Below are 17,415 nucleotides of genomic sequence, written 5' to 3'. Positions count from 1 at the left end.
CGCACAGAGCGCGGCGCAGGGGGCGGCTGCCGTTGTCCTCCAGCTGGAACCGTCGGGCGTTTTGCGCCAGGGTGCCGGCTTCGTCACGCAGACGCTGGGTTGTGGCCGAGGTTTCTTCGAACATGGCGGCATTCTGTTGCGTCACCTGATCCAGCTGATCGGCGGCGGCGGTGATTTCCTGCAGGCCCGTGGACTGTTCGCGTGCGGCATCGGCCAGGGCGCTGACGGTTTCATTGATCGCGGCAATATGCTCGTTGATCTCATCCAGTGCCGCGCCGGAATCCCGTGCCAGGGCAACCCCGGTCTCGACCTCGCGGCTGGCGTTGGAAATCAGCTCGGCAATCTCGCGCGCCGCGTCCGAGGATTTGCCGGCCAGTGCCCGCACCTCGCCTGCGACCACCGCAAACCCGCGCCCGGCCTCGCCCGCGCGGGCGGCCTCAACCCCGGCATTCAGCGCCAAAAGGCTGGTCTGGAACGAGATATCATCGATGAGCGACGTGATGCTGGAGATTTTTTGCGAGCTTTCCTCGATGCCCTGCATGGCGTCGATGGTCTGTTTCACCACCTGCGCGCCGCGCTCTGTGCGTTCGCTGGCCTGTTTCACCCGGTCCGAGGCAGCGCGGCTTTCTTCGGCGGAGTTGCGCACCGAGGCCGACAGTTCGGTCAGCGCGGCCGAGGTTTGCTCGAGCGAGGCCGCCTGGGTTTCGGTCCGCATGCCCAACTCGCGGGAGGACGCATCCAGCGCCTCGCTTTCGGTTTCGATCTGGACCACCCCGGCAATCATCGTGCGCATCAGGTCGGAAATCTGCGTCACCGTGGCGTTAAAGTCCTCTGCAACCTGGCGGAACTCGTCCGGCATGGCGTCCTCGACGCGGACGGTCAGGTCGCCGCTGGCAAATTTCGCCAGTCGCTGGCTCAGAATTGCAACAACGCGCTGGCGTTCCTCGTCCTTGGTGCGGGCTTCGATTTCCATCGCCGCCTGCATTTGCAGCCCGTCGCGAAAATTGGCAACAGCCTGTGCCATCTGGCCGATCTCGCTGCGGTCCTGCAGGCCCGGCACGTCGCTTTCCAGGTCACCATCGGACATGGTCCCCATGCGGTCCTTCAGGGCGTTGAGCGGCGGCAGGGTGCTGCGAATGATGACATAGGACACGCCGATCAGCAGCGCCAGCACAACACCAAGCCCGCCGAGCGCCTCCATGCGCATCAGCGCAATATCGGCTTCGATGTCATTCACATAGGCGCCGGTGCCGATATACCAGTCCCAGGGCTCATAGTACTGGACGAAGGTCAGTTTCGGTTCGACGGTCTTGGTGGCTGGGTTTTCAAAGAAAATGGTGGATTCGGAGCGCCCGTTTTCGTCCAGCGCATCCAGGATCATTTCCATGATCAAGTTGCCGTTGACGTCCTTGAGGTTGCGTTGGCTCTCGGCGCCGACCCATTGCGGGCGGAACGGATGCACCGCATAGATGATTTCGCTGTCAAAGGCATAGACATAGCCGTTGTCGCCATAGCGCAGGTCGTTGAGGATCTGCGCCGCGGCGGTCTTGGCCTCGTCCAGCGTCATCTCACCGGCCTGCACGCGGGCCTCATAGGCCTCGATGTGGCTGCGGCCGATATCGGTGATATGCTGCAACTCGCCCATCCGCAGGGCATAGGCCCCGTTGGAGGCGCTGTTGAGGATGAAAAACGTCAGGCTGGCGGCGGTGATCAGAGCAAGCGCGACCAGCGCATAAATTCGGGTCGAAATACCATAGAATGCGGCGGGCATGAACAGAGGCCTTACGTGTTTGGGTTTCCTTCTTCTTTGCGCCAAATTCGCTAACGGGAGATTTACGCTGCCGCTGCGTCGCGGAGAAAAAAATCTGGTTTTTATGGATGTCGGCGGTCGCCCGGCACGGGATTGCCCCGAAACACCGCAGGTGCCGCACACAAAAACGCCCGGACGGAGCCGGGCGTTTTGCAGATCTGAAGACGGGCCTCAGAACTTAGTCGATGATCGCGTTCAGCGTCGCGGACGGGCGCATGACTTTGGCCTTTTTCGCAACCGAAGGGTGATAGTAGCCGCCAATATCGGCAGACTTGCCTTGGGCGGCGGCCAGTTCCGACAGGATCGCGCCTTCGCTGGCGGCCAGAGCCCCTGCAATCGGGGCGAAATACTCTGCCAGCTCGGCATCGTCTTTCTGTTCGGCCAGGGCTTCTGCCCAGTAGCGGGCAAACCAGTAGTGGCTGTCGCGGTTGTCCGGCTCGCCGACCTTGCGCGAGGGGGATTTGTTGTTGTCGAGGATGCCTTGTGTTGCCACTTCGGCCGCTTCGCCCAGCACACCCGCCTTGGCGTTGCCTTTGACATCGGCGAGGAACTTCAGGCTCTCGCCGAGGGCGCAGAATTCGCCCATGGAATCCCAGCGCAGGTGGTTTTCCTCAACCAGCTGCTGGACGTGTTTCGGCGCCGAGCCACCGGCCCCGGTTTCAAACAGGCCGCCCCCGTTCATCAGCTTCACGATCGACAGCATCTTGGCCGAGGTGCCCAGTTCGAGAATCGGGAATAGGTCGGTCAGATAGTCGCGCAGCACGTTGCCGGTGATGGCGATGCTGTCCTTGCCTGCGGTGATGGTCTCCAGCGACTGGCGGGTTGCCTCGCGCGGGGCCAGGATCAGGAACTTGTCGGCCACGCCAGCAACCTCAAGCGCGGGGCGGACGTATTTGATCAGCTCGGCGTCATGGGCGCGGTTGGCGTCCAGCCAGAAAATCGCCTCGGAACCGGTCAGACGCTGACGGTCCAGTGCCAACTGGATCCAGTTCTCGATCGGGGCTTTCTTGACGGTGCAGGCGCGCCAGATGTCGCCGGCCTCGACCTCATGGCTGTGCAGCGTGTCGCCATTGGCCAGAACCACACGGATGGTGCCATCGGCAGGCGCCTCGAACGTGGTCGGGTGAGAGCCGTATTCCTCGGCCTTCTGCGCCATCAGGCCCACGTTGGCGACGGAACCGGCGGTGGTCACATCCAGCGCGCCATTGGCTTTGAAGTAGTTGATGGTCTCGTCATAGACGGTTGCATAGCAATTGTCGGGGATGACGCAGTTCACGTCGCCCTTGTTGCCTTGCGAATCCCAGCCTTTGCCGCCGGCGCGGATCACTGCCGGCATGGAGGCGTCGATGATCACATCCGACGGCACATGCAGGTTGGTGATGCCTTTGTCGCTGTCCACCATATACATCTCGGGCCGCTCTGCGCGCAGGGCCGCGATGGCTTCGGTGATCTCGGAATTGCCTTTCACCCGCTCCAGAAGGTCGCCCATGCCGGAGTTCGCATTGACGCCCAGCGCCTTCAGCTCGGTGGCGTATTTGTCAAAGACCGGCTTCAGCCAGGCCTTGACCGCATAGCCGAAAATGATCGGGTCGGAGACCTTCATCATCGTCGCCTTCATGTGCAGCGAGAACATGGTGCCGTCGGATTTGGTATCCGCAATCGCGCCTTCTAGGAAGGCGGACAACGCCTTGACGGACATGAAGGTGGCATCGGCCACGGTGCCTTCGGCCAGCGGCCAGACGTCCTTCAGCACGGTAACGCTGCCGTCTTTCGCGACGAATTCGATCTTCGCGTCACCGGCCTGCTCGGCGGTGAGGGTCGCGGATTTTTCGTTCGCGTAAAAGTCGTTGCCCGGCATGGACGAGACTTTGGTCTTGCTGTCAGAGGCCCATTTGCCCATCGAATGCGGGTTGTTCTGGGCGTAGTTTTTCACCGCCTTGGCCGCACGACGGTCCGAGTTGCCTTCGCGCAGCACCGGGTTCACGGCAGAGCCTTTGATGGTGTCATAGCGGGCGCGGATGTCTTTTTCCGCGTCGGTGGTCGGCTCTTCGGGGTAGTTCGGCAGCGCATAGCCCTGCGCCTGCAGCTCGGTCACGGCCGCGACCAGCTGCGGCACCGAGGCGGAGACGTTTGGCAGCTTGATGACATTGGCGTCGGCGGTCTTGACCAGCTCGCCCAAAGCGGCCAGATCGTCGCTTTGTTTCTGGGCATCGGTCAGGGTCTCGGGGAAGGTCGCCAGGATCCGCGCCGCCAGCGAAATATCCTTGGTGCCGACGGTCACGCCCGCAGCATCCGCAAATTTGCGAATGATCGGCAGGAAGGATGCCGAGGCCAGCTCGGGCGCTTCGTCTACGATGGTATACAAAATGTCCGGCGTTGAATTTTCTGCCATGTTCCACAACCTTTCTACGAATACGGAAGTTGTTGTTTCGTCGTCTCTGCCGCCCTGAGGCCGCGGCACTTTGTGGCTGATCCGGGACAGGCTTGGCCCCGGACATGCACGATGTTTACACGCACCTCCTAGACCACAGGGCAGCCCAAGGCAATTGTCTCGATGGGCTTTCACCGCTCCTGAGCCGCAAGTTTTTTAGGATTTGACTATCCTTGAGCGGATTTCGCCGCTTTGACAGGCCCCTGGACGCCGCAGCCCGGCGGGCCTGCTGATCGCAAGGGACGGGGCGCGGCGGGCGCGGCGGCGCAATCAGTCGCGCAGCTCGTCCGGTGCTACGCCCCAGAGCTTTTCCTTCAGCGCCCAGCCGCTGTGCCCGCCGGCGGAAATCTCGCACCAATCCGCAATGCAGGCCCCCAGTTGCGCCACAACGCCCAGCTCGAACGCGGCCATGACGGGGGCGCTCTCTTCGGGGCGGGCACGGACCCGCAGCATGTCTTCTTCGACCATGACGGTGCGGGTGCCGCTCAACAGCGCATAATGCACCCAGCCGCCGGCGCCGTCGCGGTCGCGCACGCGGCGCCAGTGTTGGTATTCCGCTGTGATCTCCAGCGGCATGCCGCGCCGCTTGAACACCCAGTCGATACGATGGGTCAGCGAAGGTCCGCGGCGCACATTTCCGACCGAGGCTTTCATCGACACAAATCGCGGCAGCGGCAGCGTCGTGACAGGCCCGCGTTTCTGGGTCTGTTCTGCGGCCTCCGCAGCGGTCTCGGGCGGGGCGGCGGTCGCGACCTCGCCACCCTCCAGACTGCCGGTGGTCGGCTGTTCGGCATTGGCGGGATCCTGCGCATCCTGCGCCATGGCGCCTGCGCCAGAGGTGAGCAGGATCGCGATCACCAGAAGGCTGCGTGACACCGCAGCCAGGGCACTGCGTGAGCGACCCGAAGGAACTGAACTATTTTGCACGGCCTGTTTGCCTATTCTTGCCACGGACGCCTTGTTTTTATGCCTTCGACGCGTCGGGATCCAATATTTGCTCTTAACGCATCGGACCCGGAGGCGGAAGGGTGCTTGTGCCCGCAATTTTCTTGCGACACGATGCCATGGAAATGACCGACCTGCATAGCGGAGGGAGAAGGCAAGTGCCCAGAGAACGCCTGAGTGTTGTTGTTACGCGACGGTTGCCAGAGCCGGTGGAAACCCGCCTGAGCGAATTGTTCAACGTGCGGCTGCGCACCGATGATACCCCGATGACCCGCGCCGAACTCGCCGCCGTCATGAAGGAGGCCGATGTTCTGGTGCCCACTGTCACCGATACCATAGATGCTGCGCTGCTGGGACAGGCGGGCGACCAGCTGCGGCTGATTGCCAACTACGGTGCAGGGGTCGACAACATCGACGTGGCCACCGCCCGTCAGCGGGGGATTCTGGTCTCGAACACGCCGGGCGTGCTGACCGATGATACCGCCGATATGACGATGGCGCTGATCATGGCGGTGGTGCGCCGCATCCCCGAAGGTCTGGCGCTGATGCAAAAGGGCGAATGGGACGGATGGGCGCCGACCGCGCTTCTGGGGGGGCGACTTGCTGGCCGTCGCCTTGGTATTCTCGGCATGGGCCGGATCGGACAGGCGGTCGCCCGCCGCGCCCGCGCCTTTGGCATGCAGGTCCATTACAACAACCGCCGCCGCCTGCGCCCCGAAACCGAAGAGAAACTGGAGGCGACCTGGTGGGAAAGCCTCGACCAGATGGTGGCGCGGATGGATGTGATTTCGATCCACTGTCCCTCGACGCCCTCGACCTTTCACCTGATGAACGCCCGGCGGCTGAAGCTGTTGAAACCCGAAGCGGTGATCGTGAACACCTCGCGCGGTGAGGTGATCGACGAAAACGCCCTGACCCGTGGTCTGCGCGCGGGCGAAATCGCAGGCGCCGGCCTTGATGTCTATGAACATGGCACCACCATCAACCCGCGCCTGCGCGAGTTGCCCAATGTGGTGTTGCTGCCGCATATGGGGTCGGCGACGCTGGAAGGGCGGATCGAGATGGGCGAAAAGGTTCTGTTGAATATCAAGACCTTCGAGGATGGGCATCGGCCACCGGATCAGGTGGTGCCCGCCATGCTTTGAACCGGCCGCGCTGACCTTTGGCAAGGGCCGGACGTTTGGGAGGACGTATCATCATGAGGTTCAGTTTTTGCAGCGCAGCGCTCTGTTTGGCGCTGGCGCAGGTCGCATCGGCACAGGTGGCTCTGGCCCAGCAGGCCGCGGATGCCCTGGCACCGGAGGTGGCGACCTCTGGCGGTGACATCCAGACCCTGAGCGCAGCCGCGCGCGACGCTCTGGCTGCGCGTGACGCGGGCAGGCCGGTGGCGGCCGAGAACTGGATGGTCGCCGCCGCCAACCCGCTGGCGGTCGAGGCGGGGGCCGATGTGCTGCGCAAGGGCGGCACGGCGGCCGATGCGATGATCGCGGTGCAGACGGTTCTGGGCCTGGTCGAGCCGCAATCCTCTGGTCTCGGTGGCGGCGCCTTTCTTGTCTACTACGATGCACGCACCGGACAGCTGACCACGTTGGATGGTCGCGAAACCGCGCCGCTGGCGGCGACGCCGCGATTGTTCCAGGATGACGCCGGCGAACCCTTGGGCTTTTTTGATGCGGTTGTCGGCGGGCGCTCCGTCGGCACGCCGGGCACGCCTGCGCTGCTGGAAATGGCCCATCGCAAATGGGGACGCGCCAATTGGGGCGGCCTGTTCAACGCGGCGATTGCACTGGCGGAAACCGGTTTCGCCGTCTCGCCGCGCATGGCCGACAGCATCGCCAATGACGCCGACCGTCTGGGTCGGTTCCCAGATACGGCGGCCTATTTCCTGCCAGAGGGCACACCGCTGAAGGCCGGTCAGGTGATTTCCAACCAGCCCTATGCGGATGTGCTGCGGGCGATTGCCGCCGATGGCGCGGCGGCCTTCTACACCGGCCCCATCGCCGCCGATATCGTGCGCACCGTGCAGGGGGCGGCCGGCAATCCCGGGGTTCTGTCCGCGGTGGATCTGGCGCTTTATCAGGTCAAGGAACGCCCCGCCGTCTGCGCCAGTTATCGCGCGTTTGAGGCCTGCGGCATGGGGCCGCCGTCGTCTGGCGCGCTCACCGTGGGGCAGATCCTCGGCATGCTGGGGCAATATGATCTGGCCGAACTGGGCGCCGACAACCCCGACAGCTGGCGGCTGATCGGCGATGCCTCGCGGCTCGCCTTTGCCGACCGGGGCCGCTACATGGCCGATAGTGACTTTGTGCCAATGCCGACCAAGGGACTGGTGGATGGCGACTATCTGGCCGACCGGGCCAGGTTGCTTGCGGGCGAGACCGCGCTGGAAGTGGTGGAGCCGGGCACCCCGACCTTTGACCACGCGCTGAACTGGGCCGATGACGAAAGCCTCGAATTCCCCTCGACCTCGCATATCTCCATCGTCGATCAATACGGCAACGTGCTGTCGATGACGACCACCATCGAGAACGGCTTTGGCGCGCGGCTGATGACCAATGGCTTTCTCTTGAACAACGAGCTGACGGATTTTTCCTTCCGCAGCCATAGCGACGGTGTTCCCATCGCCAACCGGCTGGAGCCGGGCAAACGGCCGCGGTCCTCGATGGCGCCGACCATCGTGATGCGGGACGACAAACCGGTGCTGGCTATCGGCTCTCCCGGCGGCAGTCGCATCATTGGCTATGTGGCCACCGCCATTGTTGCCTGGGCCGATTGGGGCATGAACGTGCAGGAGGCGATCTCGTTGCCGCATGCCATCAACCGCTTCGGCACTTATGATCTGGAGGCCGGAACCGAGGCCGAGGCCCTGGCAGAGGCGCTCACCGGCATGGGGTTCGAGGTCAATCCGCGCGATCTGAACTCTGGCCTGCATGCGATTGAAATCGGCGACAGGCTGCATGGCGGTGCCGATCCGCGCCGCGAGGGGATCGCGCTGGGCGAATAGGGCCGCGCCCCGGCCACTGCGGTTGGGCCAATGTGTTCGGCCCACTGCGGTCGGGCCAATGTGTCCGACTGCGAGCCGGTCTTGTGGGGGCTTGCATCCCGGCTTAGGGTGCCGCCAAATATGCTGCCAGCCGGGCACTTGCGCGGCGCGGTACCCCATACGACGGAGGAGATTTCCATGGCCCAGGCCACCACTTTGCCCCGAAACGAAGGCGGTATCTCCGCCGCTGTCCAGACCCTCTCGGAGCGTTTCGGGGATCGTCTTCAGACCGGTCAGGCCCTGCGCGAACAGCATGGCCACACCACCACCTGGATCGAGAATCAGGCCCCCGACGCGGTGGTTTTTCCGACCTCTACGGCCGAAGTCGCCGAAATCGTGAAGATCTGCGCCGAACTTGGCGTGCCGGTGATCCCCTTTGGCACCGGCACCTCGCTCGAGGGTCATGTGAACGCACCGGCCGGCGGGATCTGTGTCGACATGATGCGGATGGATCAGATTCTGGCAGTGCATGCCGAAGACCTCGATGTGGTGGTGCAACCGGGTGTGACGCGCGAACAGCTCAACACCTATCTGCGCGATCAGGGACTGTTCTTCCCGATTGATCCGGGCGCCAATGCCTCGCTTGGCGGGATGACGGCGACGCGGGCCTCGGGCACCAATGCGGTGCGCTATGGCACCATGAAGGACAACGTACTGAGCCTTGAGGCCGTGATGGCCGATGGCACCATCATCCGCACCGCGTCGCGGGCCAAGAAATCCTCGGCCGGCTATGATATGACCCGCCTGCTGGTCGGCTCCGAAGGCACCCTTGGGCTGATCACGGAAATCACCTTGCGTCTTCAGGGCATCCCCGAGGCGATCCGCTCGGCGCGCTGTTCCTTCCGCACCGTTGACGAGGCCTGCCGCGCGGTGATGACCGTCATCCAATATGGCGTCCCGGTGGCCCGGATCGAGCTGCTGGATGAAATGAGCGTGCGCGCCGCCAACCAGCACTCCGGCCTTGACCTGCCGGAACTGCCGCTGCTGCTGCTGGAGTTCCACGGCTCGGAGGCGGGCGTGCTGGAACAGTCGGAGATCTTTGCCCAGATCGCCGAAGAATTCGGCGGATTTGACATCACCGCGACCTCCACCGCCGAAGAGCGCAGCAAGCTCTGGCAGGCACGCCACGATATGTATTGGGCCGGGCTGGGTCTGCGCCCGGGCGCCAAGGGGATCTCCACCGATGTCTGCGTGCCGATTTCGCGGCTGGCCGATTGCGTCACCACCGCGCGCGCCAAGGCCGAGGACATGGGCCTGATTGCGCCGATGGTCGGCCATGTCGGCGATGGCAATTTCCACGCGCTGCTGCTGATCGACATGGACAACGCCGAGGAACGCGCCAAGGCCGACGACTATGTCGGTTGGCTCAACAATCTGGCGATCTCGATGGAGGGCACCTGCACCGGCGAGCATGGCATCGGGCAGGGCAAGCGGCCCTATCTGTTGCGCGAGCTGGGCGAAACAACCCGGTTCATGGCAGCGATCAAGGCCGCCCTTGACCCTGACAACATCCTCAACCCGGGCAAGATCCTCTCGGACGGCTGACCCGGTCGCAAACACGCCAGCGCCCCCGTCAAATTTCTGCCCCATCTCCCTGTTAGGGGGAATTGGGTTCAAATCGGGACGGGGGTCCGTTGCATGTTTTTCGTCAGACGCGCCATCTGGCTGTTACGCCTATATACGAATGTCTTGCTGGTCGGCGTGATGGTCGTCGCCGTTGACGTGGATATGCAGGCCAGGGCGGCAGGCCGCGACATCTCCAGCTATGACCGCGTGGCCTATCTCCAGACCCTGCAACGCCGTCTGCGGGGCGAGATCACGGCCGATCTGATGACGCCGCTCGATGCGACGATGATGGGCTACCGGGGCGTTCTGCAGGCGCGGTTGGCGCTCCTTGGGGGGGCGCCGACACAACAGGCCGCCCTGATGCCGGAGCCGCGCGCACCCCTGCCGCTGTTGCCACAGCCGCAGGTGCAACCGCTGGACGTCGCAGAGGAAGCCCCCTCTAAACCCTGCGTGCGCCGCAACAATGTTCTGAACTGCTGAGGCCCTCCGAATTGTCAGCAGACGGCGACCAACCGGCGGTGCCTGCGCAATTTTCTGTCGGTTCCAAAGTCGCATGAAACAGGCAGGGTCCGCCCCAAGCAGGCCCTGAAACCGATGCGAAGTCGGTTTTGTCATTTTTTGCGTCGGCCTGATTTCGTGGCTTGGCTAAACTCTCCGTCATAACCGGTGCAATCGTGAATCAGTGACCTCGGAGAGCGGGCGAATGAAAACCCAAGTCAAAGCGTTGATCGTCGGTGGTGGTGCCATCGGAACTTCGATCGCATATCATCTGGCCAAGGCCGGTTGGGACGACGTCATGCTCATCGAGCGTGACGAGCTGACATCCGGCTCCACCTGGCATGCTGCCGGCCTGTTGCCCCTGTTCAACATGTCCTACGCGGCAACCCATATCCACAAATACTCGGTCGATTTCTACAAGACGCTGGAGGCGGAAACCGGTCTCAACGCGGGCTTTGCCGTGGTGGGCAACCTGCGCATGGCGCAGACGCAGGAGCGTATGGACGAATATATGCTCTATGCCTCCACTGCCGAAACCTGTGATGTCAAATACGAATGGCTCACCCCGGACCAGATCAAGGACCGCTGGCCGCTGATCGAAACCGGCGACCTCAAAGGGGCGATTTACCACACCGAGGACGGCTATATTAACCCCGCCGACGTGACCCAGGCGATGGCCAAGGGGGCGCGGCAGCGCGGCGTCGAGATCGTGCGCCGGCTGCAGGCGGATGCCTTCCACTGGACCGGCACCCATTGGGAAGTCACCTGCACCAAGATGGTCGAGAAGGGCGGCAACCTGGTCGAATCCGACGAACAGGTGGTGATCACCGCCGAACATGTGGTGACCGCATCGGGCAACCACGCGCAGCGCACCGCCAGGATGCTGGGCATCAAGATGCCGGCGATCCCGGTCGAACATACGTTTATCGTCATGGACAAGGATCCCGAGCTGGTCAAATGGCGCGAGGCGGGCAATCCCGAACACCCGGTGGTGCGCGACGCCGACAACGAATCCTATGCCCGCGAAGAGCGCGGCGGCTGGATCCTCGGGATTTATGAACGCGGCGCGCCGGCGCGGTTTGAACATGGTGTGCCGGACAGTTTTCGCGCGGATCTGTTCCCGCTGGATCTGGACCGCATCGCGGATCAGTACATGGCGATGGCGGAACGGGTGCCCTCCTGCGCGGACTCTGGCCTCAAGGACGATTTCAACGGCCCGATCTGCTACACCCCGGACGGCAACCCGCTGGTCGGTCCGGCACCGGGGCTGCGCAACATGTGGCTGGCCGAAGGGTTTTCCTTTGGCATCACCGCCGCTGGCGGCACCGGGTATTATCTGGCCCAGATGATGGTGGAGGGCGAGGCCGAGATCGACATGGCGTCGCTCGATCCCAAACGCTACGCCTCCAACTGGATGACCACCGAATTCGCCGCCCGCAAGAACGAAGAGTGCTACGAACACGTCTACATTCTGCACCACCCGGATGAAGAACGCCCCGCCTGCCGCCCGCTGCGCACCGCGCCCGCCTATGACCGGCAAAAGGCGCGCGGCGCGCAGTTCGGTTTTGTAAACGGCTGGGAACGCCCGAACTATTTCGGCCCGCTGGATGCGCCGGACAGTTTTGACCATGATGCCCGCTCCTTCCGCCGGGGCGGCTGGTGGCCGCATGCCGTGGAAGAGGCAAAAGCGATCCGCGAGGGCGTCGGCCTCGTCGATGCGACCGCCTTTACCAAACATATCGTCAAGGGCGCGGGCGCGACCGCCTTTCTGGACTGGTTCACCTGCAACAAACTGCCCAAGATCGGCCGGATCAACCTGACCTATGCGCTGACCTCGCATGGCACCACCCGCACCGAATACACCATCGTGCGCCTGGCCGAGGATCAGTATTACCTTGTTTCTGCCGGGGCCTGGTCTGAATATGACGCCGATTACCTGAAAAAGGCGATCGAAGACAAAGAAGCCGAATTCGGCCGGATCGAACTGCAGGACGTGACCACCCAATGGGGCGTCTTTGCCATTGCCGGGCCGAAATCCCGCGATGTGCTGAAAGAGGTGATCAAGGACGCCGACCCGGAGACAGCTCTGTCGAACAAGCGGTTCCCGTGGCTTTCGGCACGCCAGATCGAGCTGGGCATGTGCCCGGTCAACGCGATTCGCGTCGCCTATACCGGCGAGCTGGGCTGGGAGCTGCACCACCCGATGGAAATGCAGACCTACCTCTTTGACCTGCTGGAAAAGGCCGGTGCGAAACACGGCATGAAGCTGGTCGGCGCCCGGGCCCAGAACTGGCTGCGTCAGGAAAAATCCTATCGCGCCTTCGGCAACGAGCTGGGCCGCGATGCCACCCCGCTCGAAGCTGACCTGCCACGTTTTGTCGACCTGTCGAAAGAGTTCCACGGCAAGGCAAAGCTGGAAGAGACCGGCGTGCGTGTCAAATGCTGCACCCTGCTGATCGACGGGCCCGACGACGCCGATCCCTGGGGCCGCGAGGTGCTCTATGCCGAGGATGGCACCCGCGTCGGGCGGCTGACATCCGGCGGCTATTCGGTGGCTTTTGAGAAATCCATCGGCATGGGGTATGTGACGCCCGCGCATGCGGTCGAAGGTACACGGCTGAAGGTCAAGATGCAGGACAAGCTGTGGGATGCGGTCGTCACCTGCGACAGCCCCTATGACCCCAAGAACGAAACCATCCGCAAGGACGGCTGACATCCCCGACCGCGGCCCGATGCTGTCGGGCCGCAGTGACGCAAGGTCAGTCGGGTTTTCAGAGGCGCCCCGGCCGGGCCGGGGGCATTTTTTATTGGCTCGTAAGGGGGAATATTTAATACTGACGACATATTTGGTGCCCCGGACAAAAAGAGCGGCGCGCCCGGGGTGAGTGATTCAGTGATAGCAAAGAGTTTTTTGAACGTTTTCGGGCGGATGTCGCCCCGTAGACTGGAGCTGTTGACGCGCCTGTTCTGTGTCGTCCTGTTGCTGGGACTTGCCGTCAAGAATACCGTTCTGGGCCATTGGGGCCTCGTGGTGGCGCTGGTCGTGCTGTCTGCCATCCTGGTGATCAATGCCAGATGGTCGATTCTTTCTGGCGTGCCGCGGGTGCCGGACACCGGGATGGTGGTGTCGCTGACGATGACGATCCTGCTGTCCACGGCCTATCTGGGGCTGCCGGGCGCGATCTGGCTGTTTCCGGCGCTGGTCGGGCTGCGCTTTCTCGGTGGCGACCGGCAGACAGGATCGGTGCGCTGGGCGCTGGTGGTGCTGGTGCCACTGATCGTCTTGTTTCAGGGCGACGCAGACAATGCCGCGCGGCTGTTCGGGGCAGGGCTTATCTCGGCGCTGTACCTCTGGCTTGCCGATGGCGAGGTGGTCACCATCCGGACCCGGCTGGAACGCCAGGAGGGCCGCGATCCGCAGACCCGCGCCTATACCCGCTCCCGTCTGGAACGCGACTTGCACCTGATCCCGGAACTGGCGCCCGTTGGCCTGATCCTGGTGCGGATCGAGGGGCTGATGACATTGCGCGGCCAGGGCAAACCCGAGGTCGCCGATCGGCTGCTGGTGGCCGCCGCAGACCGGATCATCCCCATGCTCAGCGGTCGCGAGCGTCTGTATCTGCTGGGGGGCGGGGATTTCCTCGTCGCGCTTGCCGGCTGGCGGTCTTACGAAAGCTACGAACTGGGTCAGCAGATCCGCGAGTCCCTGACCGCAGTGGTCGAGTTGGAAAATCTGGCCCAGACCCCAGTTCGGATCGGCGTCTCCGAAGTGCGGGAATGGGAGGGGTTCGAGGCCGCCATGAGCCAGGCCTACGCCCAGATCAGCCGCCAGCAAGCCGAGCCCGAGCAGCGTGATACGCCAGCGCCGGTGGTGCCGACCTGATCCCGCGCGCGATGGCTGGCGGGCAGGGCGATGGCTGGCGGGCGTCAGCGTCGGGTCAGCGGCCTGTCAGTCGCGGCGGGCTGGCCTGAAACGAATGGCTGACTTCATCGGCGCGGATAACCCCGTCACCGTCACGGTCCAGACTGCGTGCAAAGCGCGCTGCGGCCGCGTGGTACTCCAGCGGTGAAATCCCGCCATCCGCATCGGCATCGGAAAAGGTAAAGGCATCAATCCGCCCGGGGCGGGGATTGTCGGGGCGATAGCTCTGCCCAACCTCGGCAAAGCGGGCGCGGGTGGCCTGCAGATGCGCGTCAAACTCCTCCGGACTCAAACGACCGTTGCCATCCAGATCCAGACGCGAGAACTGCAGGTTCTGCGTCGCGGTGGCCTCGGCCACGGTGACGGCACCATCCCCGTCAAAGTCGAGACTTTGCAAAAAGCTCGGCTGGGCCTGCACCGCCGGGCCTGCGCAGGCGAGGCTGAGCGCCAGCAAAAGGACAGCGCGGGGCGCGGCGGGGACTCCGCCGCTTTGAAAGATCTGCAACATCTGGCACGACTCTGGTTCTATTCTCCCTGCAGAGATAGGCACGCCACCAGATGATTTTGAGGGTGCGGGCAAAACGAGCAATGCTCAACCAGTCTGTGCCCTCGGTCTGCGCTGCCTGTCTGCTCTCTCAGTCTGCTCTGTCTGTTTGCCCGGGTTGCCGATGCGAGCTGCGGGTCAGAACCAGGCTGAGGTTATTGGCGGGCATCTCGATCTGTTTGGTCAGCGACAGGCCGACATCTGTGGCCCACTCGTGCATCTCGGCCACATCCTTATAGCCGGTCTCCGGGTCGTGGTCGCGCAGGGCTGCGTCGAATGCGCGGTCGCCCTCGCTGGTCAGGGTGCCGCCCCGGGCGAAGGGGCCATAGATCACCATCCGCCCCGCCGGGGTCAGCGCCATGGCGGCCTGTTCCAGCAGAAGGCGCGCTTCCTCGCCGCTGATCAGGTGCAGCAGGTTGGATAGCAAAATCAGATCAAAAGGACCGATCAACGCGCCCCAGCCCGGCCCGGTGGCGTCCAGGGCGGCGGCGATCTCGACATTCTTCAGCCCGGCCTCGGCGACATAGGCATCAATGCTGGCGCGGCGGGCGGGGTCTATGTCACTGGGATGCCAGTGAAGGCCCGGCAGCGCTCTGGCGAGGCCGACGATATGCTGGCCGGTGCCGCTGGCAATCTCCAGCGCGCGCCCGTTTCGGGGCGCTTCCCGGATCACCAGATCCACCAGCGGCGCGAGGTTGCGGGCCGCACTGGGGGCAAAGAGCTTGCCCCCCTCGACCTCGCTCGCAACCGAGGCCTGTCCGGGTACAGACCGAAACGGCATCAGCGCGGACACGCGTTGAATGCGGCCGCAAAACCGGCGGAGGGGCGCCTGCCTCGGGCGGGGCGACGCTGGCCGCTCATGTCTCGCTCTCTTCCAGCCGGTCCGTTGCCGGGGCAGGGCGGGGGCTCAGTTTTTCGATGCGGGCGTAGAGCTCTGGCGTCATGTCAAAGCGCGCCGCCGCCAGCGAGGGCGCCAGTTGCGCGGCAGAGCGCGCGGACAGGATCGGGACCGGCCGCGCGGGATGGGCGGCGGCCCAGGCGACGGCCAGGGTCGCGGCGTCAGTGCCCTGTTCTTCGGCCAGCGCCAACAGGTCGCGGGCTGTCTGATGCATCCAGCTCGGCCCGTAGCGCGCGGCATAGCGCGGGTCCTCGACCAGTCGTCCGGTCTGGCCGGCGGCCGCATATTTGCCGGTCAACAGCCCCCCGCCAAGCGGGGAATAGGGCACCGGCACGATCCCCTGATCGACGCACATGGGCAGGAGTTCGACCTCGGCCTGGCGTTTCACCAGCGAATACATCGGTTGCAGCACGTCGATCTGAACCCCGAGCCGGGCCGCCAGCGCCACCGCTTTCATCACCTGCCAGGCCGCGAAATTCGACAGGCCCACATGGCGGATCATCCCCGCCTGCTGCAGCTCGGCAAAGCAGGTCAGCGTTTCTTCCAGCGGCGTTTCGGGATCAAAGCGATGCAGGTAGAGCAGATCGACAAGGTCGAGGTTCAGCCGCTGGCGGCTGGTGTCGAACTGGGCCCGCATATTGGCCGCGCTCGCGCCGCCAATATAGCCCACTTTGGTCGCCACATAGAGGCTCTCGCGGTCCTTGGCGACCAGCGCCCCGAGGATTTTTTCGCTCGCCCCTTCGGTATAGCCACAGGCGGTATCGAAATGGCGCAAGCCGGCATCGCGGCAGGCCGCGAACATCTCGGCCGAGGCGCTGTGGTCAGCGCGGCCGCCAAACTGCATGCAACCAAAGGCAAAGGGGCCGATGGGCTGGCCGTCGAGGGTGGTAAGCGGGGGGCGTGGGCTTTGTGTCATGGGCGCAGATTTGCACGGGCGGGCAGGCGATGACAACGGGGATGTGATCGGCGCCGCTGCGGTTGCGCGGGAACGTGAGTGGATCTTTGCTCCGGTTCCGGCTAGAGCCTGCGGCTATGTTCGACGCCAAGATCCGCCCCCGTATCGACCCGCCCCTGAACGCGCTCGGCCGAGGTCTGGCGGCGCGCGGGGTCTCCGCCAACCAGGTGACGCTGGTGGGGCTGGCGCTTGGGCTGCTTGCGGCGCTGCTGATCGCGCAGGGCGCGCCGGGGTTGGCGCTGCTGCCGCTGCTGCTCTCGCGGCTGGCGGATGGGGTCGACGGTGCGGTTGCCCGCGCAGGTCGGCCATCGGATTTCGGCGGCTATCTCGACATTGTTTGCGATTTTGTGTTCTATGGCGCGGTGCCGCTTGGCTTCGTGGCGCTGGCGCCGGCGACACATGGCCTGGCGGGGGCGTTTTTGCTCTGCAGCTTTTATGCCAATGGCGCTAGCTTTCTTGGCTATGCGGTGCTGGCGGAAAAACGCCAGATGAAAACCGATGCCCGCGGGGTCAAGACGCTCTATTTCACCGGCGGCCTGCTGGAAGGGGCTGAGACGATCGGCTTTTTCGTGCTTCTGTGTCTCTGGCCGGCGGGCTTTGTGCCGCTGGCCTATGTCTTTGGCACGCTCTGTTTTGTGACCGCCCTCTCGCGGGTGCTGCTGGCCGCCCGCGTGTTTGCGGATTGACGGGCAGCTGACGCCTGGGGACCACAACCGGGGGCGCTCCCGCCGCCGCGGGGGCCTTTGCCTGTGGCAAAGACCGCCCTTGGCCGTTGGGCCGGGCAGCCAGCCCGCGTCGCGGGC

General features: G+C 64.1%; 13 protein-coding genes. 7 read left to right on the top strand and 6 right to left on the bottom strand.

Going from position 1 to position 17,415, the window contains the following annotated elements; all coding sequences use genetic code 11:
• The 3 genes from TRIHO_RS09770 to TRIHO_RS09760 all read right to left on the bottom strand — a co-directional run.
• A partial coding sequence (locus TRIHO_RS09770) for a methyl-accepting chemotaxis protein (RefSeq protein WP_082705093.1) occupies positions 1-1,771 on the bottom strand: 1,771 nt, incomplete at its 3' end.
• A 217-nt stretch (positions 1,772-1,988) separates the two neighbouring features.
• The gene (locus TRIHO_RS09765; protein WP_068242550.1) at positions 1,989-4,202 is read right to left on the bottom strand and encodes an NADP-dependent isocitrate dehydrogenase; all 2,214 of its coding nucleotides are present in this window, start codon (positions 4,200-4,202) and stop codon (positions 1,989-1,991) included.
• 309 nt (positions 4,203-4,511) lie between these two features.
• Entirely contained in the window at positions 4,512-5,117 is a 606-nt protein-coding gene (locus tag TRIHO_RS09760; RefSeq protein WP_232367756.1) for an SH3 domain-containing protein, read from the bottom strand.
• Positions 5,118-5,344: 227 nt separating this feature from the next.
• Between TRIHO_RS09760 and TRIHO_RS09755 the strand changes: the two genes are divergently transcribed.
• The 6 genes from TRIHO_RS09755 to TRIHO_RS09730 all read left to right on the top strand — a co-directional run bounded on the left by TRIHO_RS09755 (position 5,345) and on the right by TRIHO_RS09730 (position 14,176).
• Positions 5,345-6,331 carry a 2-hydroxyacid dehydrogenase gene (locus tag TRIHO_RS09755; RefSeq protein WP_068242548.1) on the top strand — a complete coding sequence of 329 codons (987 nt, stop codon included), beginning with the start codon at positions 5,345-5,347 and terminating at the stop codon, positions 6,329-6,331.
• Between the two features lie 53 nt (positions 6,332-6,384).
• Positions 6,385-8,190, top strand: a complete 1,806-nt coding sequence (gene ggt / locus TRIHO_RS09750; protein ID WP_068242545.1) for a gamma-glutamyltransferase — start codon at positions 6,385-6,387, stop codon at positions 8,188-8,190.
• A 177-nt stretch (positions 8,191-8,367) separates the two neighbouring features.
• A complete protein-coding gene (locus TRIHO_RS09745; protein WP_068242543.1) occupies positions 8,368-9,774 on the top strand; it encodes an FAD-binding oxidoreductase in 1,407 nt (468 codons plus the stop codon).
• 93 nt (positions 9,775-9,867) lie between these two features.
• Positions 9,868-10,275: a hypothetical protein gene (locus tag TRIHO_RS09740; RefSeq protein WP_068242540.1), complete on the top strand. Its 408-nt coding sequence runs from the start codon at positions 9,868-9,870 to the stop codon at positions 10,273-10,275.
• A gap of 223 nt (positions 10,276-10,498) precedes the next feature.
• Entirely contained in the window at positions 10,499-13,006 is a 2,508-nt protein-coding gene (locus TRIHO_RS09735) for a GcvT family protein (RefSeq protein WP_068242538.1), read from the top strand.
• Positions 13,007-13,222: 216 nt separating this feature from the next.
• A complete protein-coding gene (locus TRIHO_RS09730; protein ID WP_068242535.1) occupies positions 13,223-14,176 on the top strand; it encodes a GGDEF domain-containing protein in 954 nt (317 codons plus the stop codon).
• Positions 14,177-14,231: 55 nt separating this feature from the next.
• Here TRIHO_RS09730 and TRIHO_RS09725 read toward each other — a convergent pair whose 3' ends face one another.
• The 3 genes from TRIHO_RS09725 to TRIHO_RS09715 form a co-directional block, all read right to left on the bottom strand.
• Positions 14,232-14,723, bottom strand: a complete 492-nt coding sequence (locus TRIHO_RS09725) for an EF-hand domain-containing protein (protein ID WP_068242532.1) — start codon at positions 14,721-14,723, stop codon at positions 14,232-14,234.
• Positions 14,724-14,850: 127 nt separating this feature from the next.
• The gene (locus TRIHO_RS09720; RefSeq protein WP_068242529.1) at positions 14,851-15,540 is read right to left on the bottom strand and encodes a DUF938 domain-containing protein; all 690 of its coding nucleotides are present in this window, start codon (positions 15,538-15,540) and stop codon (positions 14,851-14,853) included.
• A gap of 76 nt (positions 15,541-15,616) precedes the next feature.
• Complete coding sequence (locus tag TRIHO_RS09715; protein ID WP_068242526.1) at positions 15,617-16,573, bottom strand: aldo/keto reductase; 957 nt, start codon at positions 16,571-16,573, stop codon at positions 15,617-15,619.
• Positions 16,574-16,689: 116 nt separating this feature from the next.
• On the opposite strand from TRIHO_RS09715, the gene TRIHO_RS09710 reads away from it, so the two are divergent.
• The gene (locus tag TRIHO_RS09710; protein WP_068242522.1) at positions 16,690-17,298 is read left to right on the top strand and encodes a CDP-alcohol phosphatidyltransferase family protein; all 609 of its coding nucleotides are present in this window, start codon (positions 16,690-16,692) and stop codon (positions 17,296-17,298) included.
• The last annotated feature ends 117 nt before the right edge of the window (positions 17,299-17,415 follow it).

It is taken from the genome of Tritonibacter horizontis (assembly GCF_001518015.1).
Lineage (GTDB): Bacteria > Pseudomonadota > Alphaproteobacteria > Rhodobacterales > Rhodobacteraceae > Epibacterium > Epibacterium horizontis.
Note: the sequence above shows the minus strand (reverse complement) of the source record. Positions and strands in the feature narration are given on the sequence as shown.

Excerpts from the sequence above, each read along its gene's own strand:
- TRIHO_RS09765 (WP_068242550.1), bottom strand. The coding sequence starts at position 4,202 with ATGGCAGAAAATTCAACGCCGGACATTTTGTATACCATCGTAGACGAA.
- ggt (WP_068242545.1), top strand. The coding sequence starts at position 6,385 with ATGAGGTTCAGTTTTTGCAGCGCAGCGCTCTGTTTGGCGCTGGCGCAG.
- TRIHO_RS09745 (WP_068242543.1), top strand. The coding sequence starts at position 8,368 with ATGGCCCAGGCCACCACTTTGCCCCGAAACGAAGGCGGTATCTCCGCC.
- TRIHO_RS09740 (WP_068242540.1), top strand. The coding sequence starts at position 9,868 with ATGTTTTTCGTCAGACGCGCCATCTGGCTGTTACGCCTATATACGAAT.
- TRIHO_RS09735 (WP_068242538.1), top strand. The coding sequence starts at position 10,499 with ATGAAAACCCAAGTCAAAGCGTTGATCGTCGGTGGTGGTGCCATCGGA.
- TRIHO_RS09730 (WP_068242535.1), top strand. The coding sequence starts at position 13,223 with ATGTCGCCCCGTAGACTGGAGCTGTTGACGCGCCTGTTCTGTGTCGTC.
- TRIHO_RS09725 (WP_068242532.1), bottom strand. The coding sequence starts at position 14,723 with ATGTTGCAGATCTTTCAAAGCGGCGGAGTCCCCGCCGCGCCCCGCGCT.
- TRIHO_RS09720 (WP_068242529.1), bottom strand. The coding sequence starts at position 15,540 with ATGCCGTTTCGGTCTGTACCCGGACAGGCCTCGGTTGCGAGCGAGGTC.
- TRIHO_RS09715 (WP_068242526.1), bottom strand. The coding sequence starts at position 16,573 with ATGACACAAAGCCCACGCCCCCCGCTTACCACCCTCGACGGCCAGCCC.
- TRIHO_RS09710 (WP_068242522.1), top strand. The coding sequence starts at position 16,690 with ATGTTCGACGCCAAGATCCGCCCCCGTATCGACCCGCCCCTGAACGCG.